13 protein-coding genes and 1 pseudogene are annotated in these 14,456 nt (G+C 37.5%); 12 read left to right on the top strand and 2 right to left on the bottom strand.

Annotated features, from left to right (window positions below; all coding sequences use genetic code 11):
- Nucleotides 1-127 precede the first annotated feature (127 nt).
- The 4 genes from gnd (at nt 128) to DXB63_RS08680 (ending at nt 5,472) form a co-directional block, all read left to right on the top strand.
- Entirely contained in the window at nt 128-1,597 is a 1,470-nt protein-coding gene (gene gnd / locus DXB63_RS08695) for a decarboxylating NADP(+)-dependent phosphogluconate dehydrogenase (RefSeq protein WP_122126025.1), read from the top strand.
- 15 nt (nt 1,598-1,612) lie between these two features.
- The gene (gene zwf / locus DXB63_RS08690; RefSeq protein WP_122126024.1) at nt 1,613-3,136 is read left to right on the top strand and encodes a glucose-6-phosphate dehydrogenase; all 1,524 of its coding nucleotides are present in this window, start codon (nt 1,613-1,615) and stop codon (nt 3,134-3,136) included.
- Nucleotides 3,133-3,837 carry a 6-phosphogluconolactonase gene (pgl, locus tag DXB63_RS08685; RefSeq protein WP_122126023.1) on the top strand — a complete coding sequence of 235 codons (705 nt, stop codon included), beginning with the start codon at nt 3,133-3,135 and terminating at the stop codon, nt 3,835-3,837. The genes zwf and pgl overlap by 4 nt, the downstream gene beginning before the upstream one ends.
- A 435-nt stretch (nt 3,838-4,272) precedes the next feature.
- Nucleotides 4,273-5,472, top strand: coding sequence for an OmpA family protein (locus DXB63_RS08680; RefSeq protein ID WP_122126022.1), 1,200 nt, complete (start codon nt 4,273-4,275; stop codon nt 5,470-5,472).
- A 301-nt stretch (nt 5,473-5,773) separates the two neighbouring features.
- Here DXB63_RS08680 and DXB63_RS08675 read toward each other — a convergent pair whose 3' ends face one another.
- Both DXB63_RS08675 and DXB63_RS08670 read right to left on the bottom strand, forming a co-directional pair.
- Nucleotides 5,774-6,100, bottom strand: coding sequence for a DUF4907 domain-containing protein (locus DXB63_RS08675; protein ID WP_122126021.1), 327 nt, complete (start codon nt 6,098-6,100; stop codon nt 5,774-5,776).
- Nucleotides 6,081-7,088, bottom strand: coding sequence for a kelch-like protein (locus DXB63_RS08670; RefSeq protein ID WP_122126020.1), 1,008 nt, complete (start codon nt 7,086-7,088; stop codon nt 6,081-6,083). Before DXB63_RS08670 ends, DXB63_RS08675 begins: the two co-directional genes overlap by 20 nt.
- A gap of 223 nt (nt 7,089-7,311) precedes the next feature.
- Between DXB63_RS08670 and DXB63_RS08665 the strand changes: the two genes are divergently transcribed.
- From DXB63_RS08665 to DXB63_RS08630, 8 genes and pseudogenes are all read left to right on the top strand, one after another.
- Nucleotides 7,312-8,628: a DUF4270 family protein gene (locus DXB63_RS08665; RefSeq protein ID WP_122126019.1), complete on the top strand. Its 1,317-nt coding sequence runs from the start codon at nt 7,312-7,314 to the stop codon at nt 8,626-8,628.
- A gap of 7 nt (nt 8,629-8,635) precedes the next feature.
- Nucleotides 8,636-9,835, top strand: coding sequence for a hypothetical protein (locus DXB63_RS08660; RefSeq protein WP_147332280.1), 1,200 nt, complete (start codon nt 8,636-8,638; stop codon nt 9,833-9,835).
- Nucleotides 9,836-10,093: 258 nt separating this feature from the next.
- A complete protein-coding gene (locus DXB63_RS08655; RefSeq protein WP_122126017.1) occupies nt 10,094-11,596 on the top strand; it encodes an ATP-binding protein in 1,503 nt (500 codons plus the stop codon).
- A 285-nt stretch (nt 11,597-11,881) separates the two neighbouring features.
- Nucleotides 11,882-12,418 (top strand): UpxY family transcription antiterminator, encoded by a 537-nt coding sequence (locus DXB63_RS08650; RefSeq protein ID WP_122126016.1) that lies wholly within the window; start codon nt 11,882-11,884, stop codon nt 12,416-12,418.
- Nucleotides 12,419-12,559: 141 nt separating this feature from the next.
- Entirely contained in the window at nt 12,560-13,267 is a 708-nt protein-coding gene (locus DXB63_RS08645) for a hypothetical protein (protein WP_147332279.1), read from the top strand.
- A gap of 92 nt (nt 13,268-13,359) precedes the next feature.
- Nucleotides 13,360-13,707 carry a hypothetical protein gene (locus tag DXB63_RS17935; RefSeq protein ID WP_122126014.1) on the top strand — a complete coding sequence of 116 codons (348 nt, stop codon included), beginning with the start codon at nt 13,360-13,362 and terminating at the stop codon, nt 13,705-13,707.
- On the top strand, nt 13,701-14,036 hold the full coding sequence (gene tnpB / locus DXB63_RS17930; RefSeq protein WP_122126013.1) for an IS66 family insertion sequence element accessory protein TnpB: 336 nt from the start codon (nt 13,701-13,703) through the stop codon (nt 14,034-14,036). The genes DXB63_RS17935 and tnpB overlap by 7 nt, the downstream gene beginning before the upstream one ends.
- 66 nt (nt 14,037-14,102) lie before the next feature.
- Nucleotides 14,103-14,456, top strand: a pseudogene (locus DXB63_RS08630) (hypothetical protein); the annotation flags it as partial.

The following is a 14,456-nucleotide window of genomic DNA, read 5'->3' as shown; positions in this document are numbered from 1 at the left end:
GTTTTTGAAAATCACCTTGATGTTTTTTATAGTTTATCTATCAGCCGATAAATATAACCGATGGTAGAATTCATTAAATCGAACAAATATTCCTCTATCTTTGTTTCAAGATAAAATAAAACGCATTATGAATAAGAAATCGAATATAGGTCTGATAGGACTTGCAGTGATGGGCGAGAACCTTGCCTTGAATATGGAACGTAACGGATGGCAGGTATCTGTATGGAATCGTACGGTTCTCGGAGTAGAAGAAGGCGTGGTGGATCGCTTTGTAGAGGGTCGTGCCAAAGGTAAAAATATTATAGGTTGCGAAACATTGGAGGATTTTGTGGATACGCTTGAGACACCGCGTGTGGTGATGATGATGGTACGTGCCGGAAGTGCGGTGGATGAACTGATAGAGAAAGTCGTTCCTTATCTTTCACCGGGTGACATCTTGATAGATGGTGGTAACTCCAACTTTGAAGATACTGCTCGCAGGGTGAAGAATATGTACGAACGTGGATTCTATTTTGTCGGGGCAGGAGTTTCCGGTGGTGAGGAAGGTGCACTCAACGGAGCGTCTATCATGCCGGGCGGCGCAGTAGAAGCATGGCCTACGGTGAAACCTATCCTGCAAAGCATTGCTGCAAAAGCAGACGATGGTACTCCTTGTTGCGACTGGGTAGGTCCCGGTGGTTCAGGTCATTTTGTGAAGATGATACACAATGGGATAGAGTATGGTGATATGCAGCTTATATCCGAAGCTTATTTCTTACTGAAACGTTTACAGGGAATAGGAAACGAAGAAATGGGCGATCTTTTTGCTCGTTGGAATGAAGGCAACCTGAAAAGTTATTTGGTGGAGATCACCGGACATATTCTGAAACATAAGGATGTAACGGGAGAATATCTGCTTGACCGTATTCTGGATGTGGCAGGACAGAAAGGTACGGGTAAATGGTCGGTCATTAATGCTTTGGAACTGGCTATGCCTTTGGAACTTATCGCCACAGCCGTATTCGAACGTAACTTATCCGGAGAAAAAGAACTTCGTGAGCAGGCTGCAAGAGCTTATCCAAAAAGAAATTCAGAGAGCGTTTATGATAAAGAGGAATTGGTGGAAGAGATTCGTCAAACGCTTTATGCATCCAAGTTGGTCTCTTATGCACAAGGATTCGGTGTGATGAAAAAAGCCTCCGAAGTATATGACTGGAATTTGAATCTCGCTACTATTGCTCGTTTGTGGCGCGCGGGATGTATTATTCGCTCGGCATTCCTCGATGATATAGCGAAAGCATTCGAACAAGACGCAAATTTATCGCATTTGCTTTTGGCTCCTCATTTTGAAGATGAAATGAAAGAAGCTTTACCTTATTGGAAAAAACTGGTGGCTATTGCTGCTAAAGAGGAAATAGCATCACCTGCTTTTGCTTCTGCTTTGAACTATTTCTATTCGCTGACTACCGACCGTCTGCCGGCCAATCTTATTCAGGCACAACGGGATTACTTCGGTGCGCACACCTTTGAACGGGTAGACGAGGAGAGGGGCAAGTTCTTCCATGAGAATTGGACAGGACATGGAGGTAATACGAAATCAGGAACTTATAACGCATAAAGGGAGAGAGAGAATATGAATAAACCAAAATCATTGGTAATGGTGATATTCGGTGCATCGGGAGATCTTACGAAGAGAAAACTGATGCCTGCACTATATATATTATATAAGAATCATCGTACCCCGGAACGTTTCTCGGTTCTTGGCATAGGACGAACGAAGTATGATGACGATACTTTTCGTACTTTTATGCACGAACAGCTTCTACATTTTATTAAACCGGAAGAAGTGGACGAGAAGGTTTTGGACGATTTTATCAAGTTACTTCATTATCAGTCGATGGATCCTTCCAAACAGGAAGATTATAAGTTGCTTGAACCACGTCTGCATAAGCTGGATGCGGAAATAAAGAATCCGGGTAATTATCTTTATTATTTGGCTACACCTCCTTCATTATATGGGGTTATACCTCAACATCTGAAAAAAGTGGGATTGAACAAGAGCGGAGAGAAAGAAGGATTCAAACGTATCATTGTAGAGAAACCTTTCGGATATGATTTGGAGTCGGCGCGTGAGCTTACTAGAATCTATCGTACTGCTTTTGAAGAAGACCAGATATTCCGTATAGACCATTTCCTTGGTAAGGAGACGGTACAAAACATATTGGCGTTGCGTTTTGCTAATAGTATTTTCGAACCTATTTGGAATCGTAATTACATAGATTATGTAGAGATTACAGCGGTGGAGAATTTAGGAATTGAAGAACGTGGCGGCTTCTTTGACGGGACAGGTACATTGCGTGATATGGTGCAGAACCATCTTATCCAGCTACTTGCCGTTACAGCTATGGAACCGCCTACTGAATTTAATGCGGATAGCTTCCGAAATGAGGTATTGAAAGTATATCAGGCACTTGTCCCTCTGAATGAGGTGGATATGAAAGAACACATTGTTCGTGGACAGTACACCGAATCCGAAGGGAGAAAAGCTTACCGAGAAGAAGATAATGTGAATCCGGAGTCTCGTACGGAGACGTATGTGGCGATGAAGTTGGGTGTGGGTAATTGGCGTTGGAGTGACGTTCCGTTCTATATTCGCACCGGTAAGCAGATGCCTACGAAAGTAACTGAAATAGTCATTCACTTCAAGCAAGCACCTTATCATATGTTTAAATGTGCTGGAGGTAATTGTCCGGTAAGTGATCGATTGGTTATCCGAATCCAGCCCAATGAAGGTATAGCTTTGCGTTTTGCGATGAAAGTACCCGGCTCGGGTTTTGAAGTTAAACAGGTAGATATGGATTTCAGCTACAGCAGTCTCGGTGAACTTCCTACGGAAGATGCTTATGCTCGTCTGATAGAAGATTGTATGCTGGGTGATCCTACTTTGTTTACACGAAGTGATGCGGTAGAAGCCAGTTGGAAATTCTTCGATCCTGTATTGAAATACTGGAAAGAGAATCCTCATGCACCGCTTTACGGTTATCCGGCCGGAACATGGGGACCTCAGGAGTCTGATGCCATGATGGAAGAACATGGTGCTCAATGGACAAATCCTTGTAAGAACTTAACTAAAACAGATTTATATTGCGAATTATGATAACCGAATATTATTCTCAAGCGTCGGAAGCCGCTCGTGCCTTGATAGGAGCTTTGCTTAAAGAGATGCGGCAAGAACCGGATAAAATATTCCGGATAGCCCTATCCGGAGGTTCTACTCCGGCATTATTATTTGATATTTGGGCAAATGAGTTTACAGACCTCACTCCATGGGAACGTTTGCATTTCTATTGGGTGGACGAACGTTGTGTATCGCCTGAAAGTCCGGATAGTAATTATGGTATGGCGAAACATTTACTTTTTAGTCGTGTTCCGGTAAACTCCACTCAAATTCATCGTATCATTGGAGAAAACGAGCCGCACGAAGAAGCAATGCAATATTCTGCATTGATAAAATCATCCTTGCGTTTGAATGAGGGTATTCCGGAATTTGATATTATCTTTTTGGGTATCGGATCGGATGGTCATACCTCCTCTATCTTTCCTGGCCAAAAGAGTTTGTTGTTTTGTTCCGAACCCTATTCTGTCAGTGTGAATCCCTATAACGGGCAACACCGTATCGCTTTGACAGGTCAGCCATTGATAAAAGCATTGCATACATGGTTCTTTGTCACCGGACAAGATAAAGCTGATATTATCCGTAAAGTATTGGAAGAAGGAACTGCAGAGCTTTATCCGGCGGGGTATGTGTTGGAGAATGCCCGTGATGCTCGTTTGTATACGGATATTGTGTTGAAATAGAGATTGATAGGCATAAAATAGATAAGTTGTTTCAAGATAGTTTTCTGCTATTTTGGAACAACTTATTATTTTTATGGATATTAAGTTTTTTTTACAAGTAAAAATTTCCTGTCTATTCTTAAAACTTTTTAATTTAAATGATTGATAAATTGATTTACTTTCTGTGTAATAAATTATTAATAATATAAATAGAGATGTATTCCATATTTTACGTTTAATCAGATCTCTATTTTTATGCAATAATAGAAATTTATTTGTAATTAATGAATCCTTTTTTTATATCTAAATGCTTAATTATCTATGTTTTGTGAAAAAATGATATAACTATATGCTTACTATGTAATATAAAACTTTAATTTTCAAGAATATTTCCTTAAAATTAAAATCTTTTACCTGTTATAGTTACATTTGTTGAAGAAATAAAAGAATATCAAGATGAAAAAAGGTACATTAATTATAATGGCATTGTTATTTATGCCATTATTATCTCACGGACAAAATTCCCAAGAAGAAAAAGTTGATAACTCTATAGAAAATGATAAGTATAGAGTTATTACAAATAAATTTTGGGATAATTGGTTCATAACTGCCGGTGCTGGGGCACAGGTCATGTTTGGAGATGATGATGAAAAAGGCAAATTCGGAAAACGTATTTCCCCGGCAATAAATGTTGGTGTAGGTAAATGGTTTACACCCGGATTAGGATTAAGATTACAGTATAACGGATTGAATGCTAAAGGATTCAGTTATGGGAATGGTGGTTATATAAAGGGAACGCCGGATTCAAAAGGTTTGTATAAAGAAAAGATCAATTATATGAATCTGCACGGTGATATTATGTTCAATTTAACGAATATGTTCTGTGGTTATAAAGAAGATCGTGTTTATAATGCTATTCCATATTTAGGCTTTGGTTTAGTGCATCGTTATAATGAAGACGTTTACGGTTTTAAAAAGTTGTTTTTCGGTTTGAATTTAGGATATATAAATAAATTCCGTTTGTCAAAAGCATGGGATTTTAATTTGGAAGCCAGTGCATTAATGATGCGTGATGATTTTGACAGTAAGACTGAAGGCAAGAAAATGGATGCTGTTATTAGTGTAACGGCAGGATTTACTTATAGATTTAAACAAAGAGGATTTAAGAAAGCTATCGTAAAAACGACAGGTCTTTCTTCTGAAGAAATGGATGCTATTCGTAATAAATTGAATGAACAGATAGCTAGGAATAAAGAGCTAGAAGCGGAACTGGCAAAAGAAAAAAATAAGAAGCCGGAAATAGTGAAAGAAGAAGTAATAAAGCCGGTACAAGTAGCTTCTTCATCTCCTAGAGCTATATTCTTTACTATTAATGAGTATAGTATTTCTCCGAGAGAAAAAGTAAACATTGAATATATTGCCGAACAAATTAAATCAAATCCGGATAAACAATTTACGATTACCGGTTATGCTGATAATTCAACAGGTTCTGCAAGTTTTAATCAGGAGCTGACACAGAAGCGTGCAGAAAGTGTATATAATATGTTAGTAAATGACTATGGAGTAGATGCAAAACAATTGAAGATAGAGGCTAAAGGTGGCGTATCCAGTATGTTTGAGCCGTCTTCTTTGAATCGTGTTGTAATTGTTGAGTAAAATATCATTTTTGTAAATTGAAAGGAGGCTGTTTGTTAACGGTCTCTTTTTGTATGTCAGATACAATAAAAATAGGGAGCTACTGCTCTCTTGCAGGCTCCCTATTCAACACAAAAACTAAACTAGACTTAACTAAACTATTCTATATTGAGTTTCACAACTCCAAACTAAAACCAGTTCTTTTGAACTATGTGGCAAAGATAAATTAAATGTTTTAATTATGCAAGCGTTTATCGACGAATATATTTAATTTATCGGCGAATAGACTTTTTCTTGTTTATTATAAATGTTTTTCTATAATTTATATCCCTATTTTATGCAATTCTTCTGTTGTGATAGAGATATTTTCTCCTTCTCTCAGTTTTCTTAAAACAAGTTGACCTACCGACAGGGCTGCTTTTTCACTCGAAAAAGTCTTTTTCTCATTGATAGCAGGAATATAGGGCTGGTAGATAATGACTTTATTCTTATGTAAAATCCTATACCCATATCCGTTTTCCTCTGTTTTTATAATTTCAAGGTGATACATGGGAGTAGAAATATCCACTATATATCCTATAAGTATAATAGACAGAATAAACAAGGTACTTATCTGCAAAATCTCTTTTTTAATCCTCTTCAATCTCATAAGGCAATAACTCCCAATTATCGTCAAAATAATAAGAACTACTACGTCCGGTTACAATAAAACCACGTTTACCGTTGGAGAAACCTATGGCTGCTGTCCGTGCCGAACCTTCAAAGAGTGTGAAATCATCATTATTCCATAAATCCGTTTCAGGATCATATACCCAGTAAGTAGAAAGTAATGAACCGGATTCTCCTGTTGCAAGATACATCTTCCCGTCTATGACCATACATACGGCACCTGAACGGGTAATACTTGTATAATCATCATCGTAATCGTCATCACTGCTATCCGAGATGTCACGTTTTTTGGTCCACGTATCGGTCGACGGATCATAACAGTACAAATCATCAGGATAGCTTCCGTTATTGATTCCACAGAAGATATAGGCTTTTTCGTCGATAACAGATGCAGAACCCGACATTCGTTTTTGTCCTCCATATCCGTTCATAATACTCCATTGACTGCCGGATGGAGCAGAAGGGTCAAAGCGATAGAAATCCTTCTGATAATTTCCATCGTATCCGGTTCCTACATATCCATAATTCCCAATAGCAAAAGCCAACGCTTTGTAACGGGCTTTTGGGAAATCATCTTTTGACTTCCATTCATTAATAGTCGGGTCATATTCCCATGTAGCAGCAAGATAGTTACTGCCGTCATATCCGGTGGTTATGTATCCTTTTCCGTTTATTGAGAACCCTACTCCGGAATTACACTTGGCAGATTCCGGCAGACTGGCACGTTGTGTCCAGTAGTCTCCATCTATATTATATTCCCATAAATCGTTCAAACGGTATTTACCGTCATAGCCACAGCATACATATCCGTTGCCATCTATCATAAAACCGGCGGCATCACTTCTCGCTACACCGTCAAAGTCCGACCGACGTTCCCATACACCATATGTATAATCATCGTCTTCGGTACATGATGTCACATACAATGATGCTGTAAATAAGGTAATTGCCAATAATTTTCTATTCATAATTTAAGTCATATTGATTTATTATGAAGCAAAAGTAGATGTATGCTTCTTGCATAGCAATTGTTATCGACGGATAGCTTTGTTTTATCTGCAAAAGATTATTCAGCGTGTAAAAGTCTGTCCGATAGACTTTATCGTCAAATATGTCCGTATTATCTATATTAGTTGGCATTCATTCCTATGAGTCCTTTCTTTGTGCCATATTTATTATTTTATAATCTTTATGAATCGATACATTTGTTCATTGTTTTTCTTGGTTCTCTTTATCTCATTGGTGGCATGTAGGGATGAATCTTCTGATTTGGGAGGAAAATGGCTGGAAAGTAAATTCCGGAATGTCGTGATTGATACATGTACCGTTCGCATGAGTACATTGTTGATGGATTCGGTCAATACTTCATCGGAAGGAGTTGCTTTTGTAGGAAAGTATTCGGACGATAACTGGGGGCAGCTGTCTGCTGCTTCATATATTGAGTATAATTATCAGACTTTTGCTCCGGATGAGAACATTATTTATCGGTTTGATTCTGTCACATTGAGGGTACTTCCCATCGGAGAATATTTAGGAGATACATTACAACTTTGCCGTTTCCGGCTCCATCGGCTTAAAGAAACAATAGAATTGAATAATGGATATTTGTATAATACTTCATCATTATTATATGACGAATCACCTTTCTCTACGGTGGCAATGCGCATACATCCTAAAGAAGGCTATGCAGTTGAAGCCCGTTTGCCGGATGACTTCGGACTTGAATGGTTTAATGCAATATTAGAAAAGAATACGGTTCTGGATTCCCAGGATAATTTCCGTAACTCTTTTCCCGGAATAGTTTTTACGAGTGGTGAAGATTACAATTCAAATCTGATGGGATTTTCTGTATCCGATTCATCTTTTTGCATTAAAATCTATTATCATCAGGTTGCGGAGACTTCGGTAGAGAAAGTTTTGTCGTTCACACCAAGCAGTACAAAGCATTTTGTGCAGACTAAATGTGATCGTAGCGGTACATTATTAAATCAGGTAGTAGGAAATAAGGTTGAAACTCTCTCTTCGGAAACAGGAAACAAAGTTTATCTTCAAGGTATGACCGGGTTATACACAAAAATCGAATTTCCTTACCTCAATAATTTGCAGGAAGAAGGAGAACTTGTCACAATAGAATCGGCCCGGCTTTATCTTTATCCGGTAAAAGGTACGTATGGTGGTATGGTATCTTTGCCGGATTCCCTTTCTCTATATACATCGGATGAGAATAATATGAATATAGAAGAAGTGACGGATGTTTTAGGAACATCCATCCAACATGGTAATCTGGTAGTAGATGAATTGTTACATCAAAACACCTATTATAGCTTTGACATTACCTCTTTTATGCAATCTAATCTCGGTGCCATAGGTATCAATAGAAAGAATTTGCAACTTGTGATACCGGAGAGTAAAATCAATACCTCATTTCAGAGTGTACTTTTGGGAGATATGGAACATCCGGAAAGTCCCGTAAAACTATCTCTCCTTATTAAAATATACAATAAATAATTATCTGATGAATCATAAGCAACTTATTCTTTTCTTATTTCTTGGAGGTGTTTGTAGCATTTCAGCTCAGAACACGACTAATTCTCCCGTCTCTATGTTTGGTATAGGAGATATAACGACAGGTGAATCCGGTAAATATGCAGGTATGGGAGGTGTAAGCATCGCCATGCGTTCGGGTAATTATCTGAATATGATTAACCCGGCAGGCCTTACAGGGGTAGATTCATGTCGTTTGGTGTATGAGGTAGGAGGGATGGCTGCAGTGAAAAGCTATATACAGTCAGGAGCGAAGAATACTTCCGTAGTAGGAAATGTTACCAATTTGGCATTGGGTTGCCGTGTATTGCCGTATTGGTACATGGCTTTGGGAGTTACTCCTGTGAGCAGTGTGGGGTATGCCGTTACGATGGAACAAAATGTCGAAGGTACGGACGGCAGTAGTCTTTCATCTTATTTTGAAGGAACTGGAGGACTTTATCGAGTTAATTTAGGTCAGGCAATAAAGTTGGGCAGGTTTTCATTGGGAGCCAATCTCTCTGCGATTTTGGGAGATATAACCTATAGTGAAACGCAGAGCGGAGCAAGCATAACGGAAGAAAGTAGTATGCGGGCGTTTTATGCGGATTTTGGAATGCAATATACAATACCTATACGTAAGTATACAAATCTATACTTCGGACTGGTGTATGGTTATCATCAGAAGCTATATCAGGATAATGAAATGACAGTGAGTAATACCTCCAGTAGTAGTGAAATAGTAGAGGATGTTAGATTCGGAAAGAAGTATTTACCGCAATATATAGGCTTTGGTACAACGTTAGGTAGTAGGAGATGGACGGTTTCTGCCGAGTATAAATATTTGCAATGGGACAAAATGGAAAGTGATTATTCAACCATCAGTTATCGTAACCAACATCGTGCCTCGATCGGATTGGAATGGTTGACAGGAGATATCTGGCGTAATCCCTGGCATTGGATGATAGGGGCAAATGTAGGTAACTCATACGTTGTAATCAAGCATCACAATACAATCAACTACTCTGTGACTGCAGGATTCGGAGTACCCGTCATGCAGGGAAGCACTTTCTCCGCAGGATTACGATATGATGGACAAAAGGCACATTCTAGTCTGCAACGGGAAAGTAGCTTCTCGTTTTATATTAATCTTTCTTTTTCAGAAATAACCAATCGTAGTAAAATCAGATAATAATTCAAAAGCAGGTCATTATATCTTTTCGGATACTTTCATTTCTTTATAAAAAAATACTCAAAATTTCGCTTATTCAAAAAAAGGTTTGTACATTTGTCACAACTCTTTTTCTTCATTATTTTAATAGATTGATTATTCTTTAATGGAAAGAATATAGCGGCGGCTATTTTAAATAGAAGTTTATTAAAATAGGTGATGAAATAATTGTGATACAATAATTGTATTTGCTTAAAAAATAAATATTATCATAATAAAATGACCTTAAAACAGCATATCGCTCAATCAGATGGTGTTCTGAATAGAATTCCTAATGGGATTATAATTATTGATTTGGCAGATAGAATCATGTTTATTAATCAACGAGTTAGGGGTGAGTTGAACATTATCGGCTCATTGAGTGAGAATGATATTTTAGCTTTAAATTTTACTGAATTACTTCTTTTGAAAGAGGAAGATAAGGATATTTTTAAACAGCTGAAAGAGGAAGTGCTAAAAACCGGTAAAGATGTGATGTTACCGAAAGGGGCGTTTATATTGAATAAGATTACAAATAATATTTTCCCGATATCAGGTTGTTTATCCCCTTTATTTTATGATGATAATTTAGAAGGATATATCTTTTATTTCCGTAATATCACAAATGAATTAACTCGGGAGTATATCTTGAATACCGCTCTTGTGCGTACAAAAATTTATACTTGGTTTCTTGATATAGAGAATGGTGTATTTGTGCTTGACCCGCGTTATTTTGATTATTTAGGTATACCTAAAGGACCGGGTAATACATTAACGATGGAGCAGTACACTAATCTTGTTCATCCGGATGACAGACAAAAGCTGGCGGATGCATTTGAAATCCAATTCAGTGGTGAGGATATCTATGAAGATCCCGTTCCTTTCCAGATACTTCGTGGTGACGGAAGATGGGAATGGTTTGAGGGTCAATCTACTTATATCGGCAAGTTATCCGGACTTCCTTATCGGTTGGTGGGAATATGTACAAGTATACAAGCACATAAAGATACGGAGGCTATTCTTATCAACGCCCGTAAAAAAGCAGAGGAAAGTGATAAATTGAAAAGTGCATTTATTGCTAACATGAGTCATGAAATACGCACTCCGCTTAATGCCATTGTGGGCTTTTCCAATGTGCTGAGCAGTGCTTATGAGGAACTATCGCAAGAGGAACGTGATGAATTTATCCGATTGATAAATAGTAATAATGAACATCTTTTGGTCTTAATCAACGATATTCTTGATCTCTCCAGAATCGAATCCGGAGCTATGCAATACACTTTCTCCAAAGAATCTATAAACGGTTTGATGGCGGATATTTTTCAATGTCAAAGTTTGAATTTCTCTTCTGATATCGATTTAAAGCTGGAATTACCTTCTGAAGAAGTATCGATTATCACCGATGCCATGCGTTTCAAACAAGTGATAAACAATCTCATAAACAATGCAAGGAAATTCACGACCAAAGGATATGTAAAATTCGGAATAAAATCGCATGATACTGATTCTGTTGTGATATTTGTTCAAGATACCGGAGAAGGTATGAAGCGCGAGGATGTGGAACATATTTTTGAACGTTTCTATAAAGTGGATAGTTTTAAGCCGGGAACAGGATTAGGGCTTCCTATTTGTGAAACCATTATTAATAGGTTTATGGGGCATATAGATGTAATATCGGAAGTAGGGAAAGGTTCTTGTTTTGAAATAACATTGCCTCTAAATGCTTGTAAAATATTAGATTAACTTATGAATAGGATATAAATTCGGGAAGCCATTCGATAGGATTTATACTTGTAACAAAAAAATAAGGAAAAATATTTGTTTTTTTATTGCGCAATTAGACTTATATGCCTACTTTTGCAGCGTTAAATCTCTTTCTTCTGGGATAGTTGACCGGGATTTGACAGGAAAGTTTATAATAGTTGTTTGAAATTATATACTTTTATTAATCAGGGATTTACAATTTCTGGTGTCCCCCGAAAATGACCTTTTTAGAAATAAAATCAATTATAAAGTCGAATAAATGAGATGGTAAAGCGTACTGACGTCGTTTGGTATGCCATGCGCATTACCTATAGCCGTGAACTGGCTTTGAAAGAATATTTGGACTCCATTTCCGTAGAATGTTATGTTCCGATGCATTATGAAAAGATTACCTACCAGGGCAAAGAACGTCGTAAATTAGTCCCGGTAGTCCATAATCTGATCTTTGTTCACACCTCCCGTATCCGGTTAGATGAGATAAAGCAGCAGATGGAATATAAGTTCCCCATGCGCTATATCATGGATAGGGAAACACAAAGCCCTATTATTGTTCCCGATAGTCAAATGGCAGACTTCATAGCAGTAACAGCTACTATGGACGAACAACTTGTTTTTCTGGATCCTGTGGAAGTTCAACTGAAGAAAGGCGATCGTGTACGCATTACCGGTGGAATACTCAAAGGGGTAGAAGGTAATCTGATCCGTATCAAAGGCGACCGCCGTGTTGTTGTCTCCATTCAAGGAATCATGGCTGTAGGCTCTGCTTTTATTCATCCGTCTTTGATTGAGAAGATTGGGTAATGTATAAATAAAATAAAAGCTTTATAGTCAATGAACATCTAAATGATATTTTCATTTATATACATAATGAGTCTTAATTTTGTCTTTAGTAAGATTTAATTAATCAATTATAATTATTAGTTCATAATTAAAAGAATTGTGATGAATCTATTAAGCAAGAAAAAGAGGGAATTGATTTATGCGATATTTTCTTCAATATATTTCAATTTTCATTATTTGCCTTTTAGACAGGCAATTTTACTTCCAATACTTTTATATAAGCCATGTTACCTAAGACTAAAAGGAAGAGTTATTATTAACGCAGATAATATATCATTTGGAATGATACGTTTAGGATTTAATATGGTGTCTTTATATCCTAGTACTGGCATTGTATGGGAGAATCATGGAGGTAATTGTATATTTTATGGACATTGTTATATTGGAAATGCATCTGCTATATCAATAGGAAAAACAGGGATAGTATCTTTTGGTAAAGATTTCACAGCTACTGCAGCTTTTAAATTGGCTTCTTATTATAATATTGAATTTAAAGATAATGTACTAGTCGGATGGGAAAATACTTTTATTGATACTGATTTTCATCAACTTAAATCTATTGTGGGAGAAAATTTAAAATCTTATGCTAGCATAAGAATCGGTTGTAACAATTGGTTTGCGTTTAAAAGTATTATATTAAAAGGTACAGAGACTCCAGATCATTGTATTGTAGGGGCAAATTCTCTTTTGAACAAAAAGTATGAAATACCTAAATATTCATTATTAGGAGGAAATCCTGCAAAATTATTAAAAACGGGAATAATTAGAAAACAGGGAGATGATATTATTAAATATTCTATAATTAGGTAATGTCAATAAAAAAAGTTAGCGTCCAAAAATGACGTCTTTAAAATTTAAAAACAAATGCTGATCTTCGTTGCTGTAATTAAAAAAGTAATACGATGTATAGCAGCAATGATTTCGAACGGCTCTTTATCCGCTATAAGGCGGAAGCGCTACCCAGTGGTGAATCCATTTTATCTTTCTGTAATAGAAATAAAGTTCCGTATAACCTGTTTGAAAAATGGTACAAGGATACTCGTCACAGATTAGTACCTGTCCAAGTGGACGGTCGTCCTTCTGCGGAGCAGTCTGTTATGGAGGAAGCTCCTCCGGAGCAAAAAGTGATGGCGGATTCTGTCCGCATCATGGTGGATATCCGCATGAGCAACGGGATACATATTCAGCAAGGCAATTTAGACTTCGAGGGCTTGAAGCGCCTGGTAGGGAATTTGGAGGTTTTATGCTGAGTATAAACGGTCTGAACAGATTCTATTATTTGCGTGATTTTCATGATATGCGTTGCAAGTATGAGCGTGTATTGTCCATCATCCATCAGCAACTCAATCAGGAGCCTGAAGATGGTGATGTGTTCATTGTCATGTCAAAGGATTTTCGGAAAATACGCCTGTTCAGTTATGACCGGCGGTCTTACAGCTTGTATGAAAAGAAATTCACATCGAATTATCGGTTCATGAAAGTCGTTTATGAAGGTGACCGGACGTTCTATTCCATAAGTTGGAAAGATGTAGTCTTGTTACTTGAAAGCCCTATTGTTAAAGAGTTAAATGTCAGATAAATAAGTTCGTTTTATGTTGGTTTGTATATCTATTTTTCGTACATTTATAGAGTATAAAAAAGGGATATGGATCAACAGGAAAGAGATAAAATATTAACCGCTTCGCGCAACCTTGAGCTTCGGGAAATCACTCCGGAGCCTTGGTTTGATCCCTATTCGGATATGACAACAGAAGAAAAGTCCAAACTGATAATAGAGTTAATGAGTTCCCAAAAATCCGATCGGGAACGCATTGATTCTTTGATGGATAAATTGGACAGGATGACAGAGAGCCAACTTGCCGCCAATGAAGCGTCCACGCTTCTGCGCGGGCAGTTATCGGAATTGATGAATCTTTTGAAAGACAAGGAAGATGCTTATTGCCTCCTGCAAAGTGAAAAAGAGGCTTTGGCCGAGCAATTGAAAGTCAACCGAAAGACG

This window comes from Bacteroides sp. OM05-12, assembly GCF_003438995.1.
In the GTDB taxonomy this organism is placed as follows: domain Bacteria; phylum Bacteroidota; class Bacteroidia; order Bacteroidales; family Bacteroidaceae; genus Bacteroides.
The sequence above is the reverse complement of the archived record's forward strand: the minus strand, read 5'-3'. Positions and strand labels throughout refer to the sequence as shown.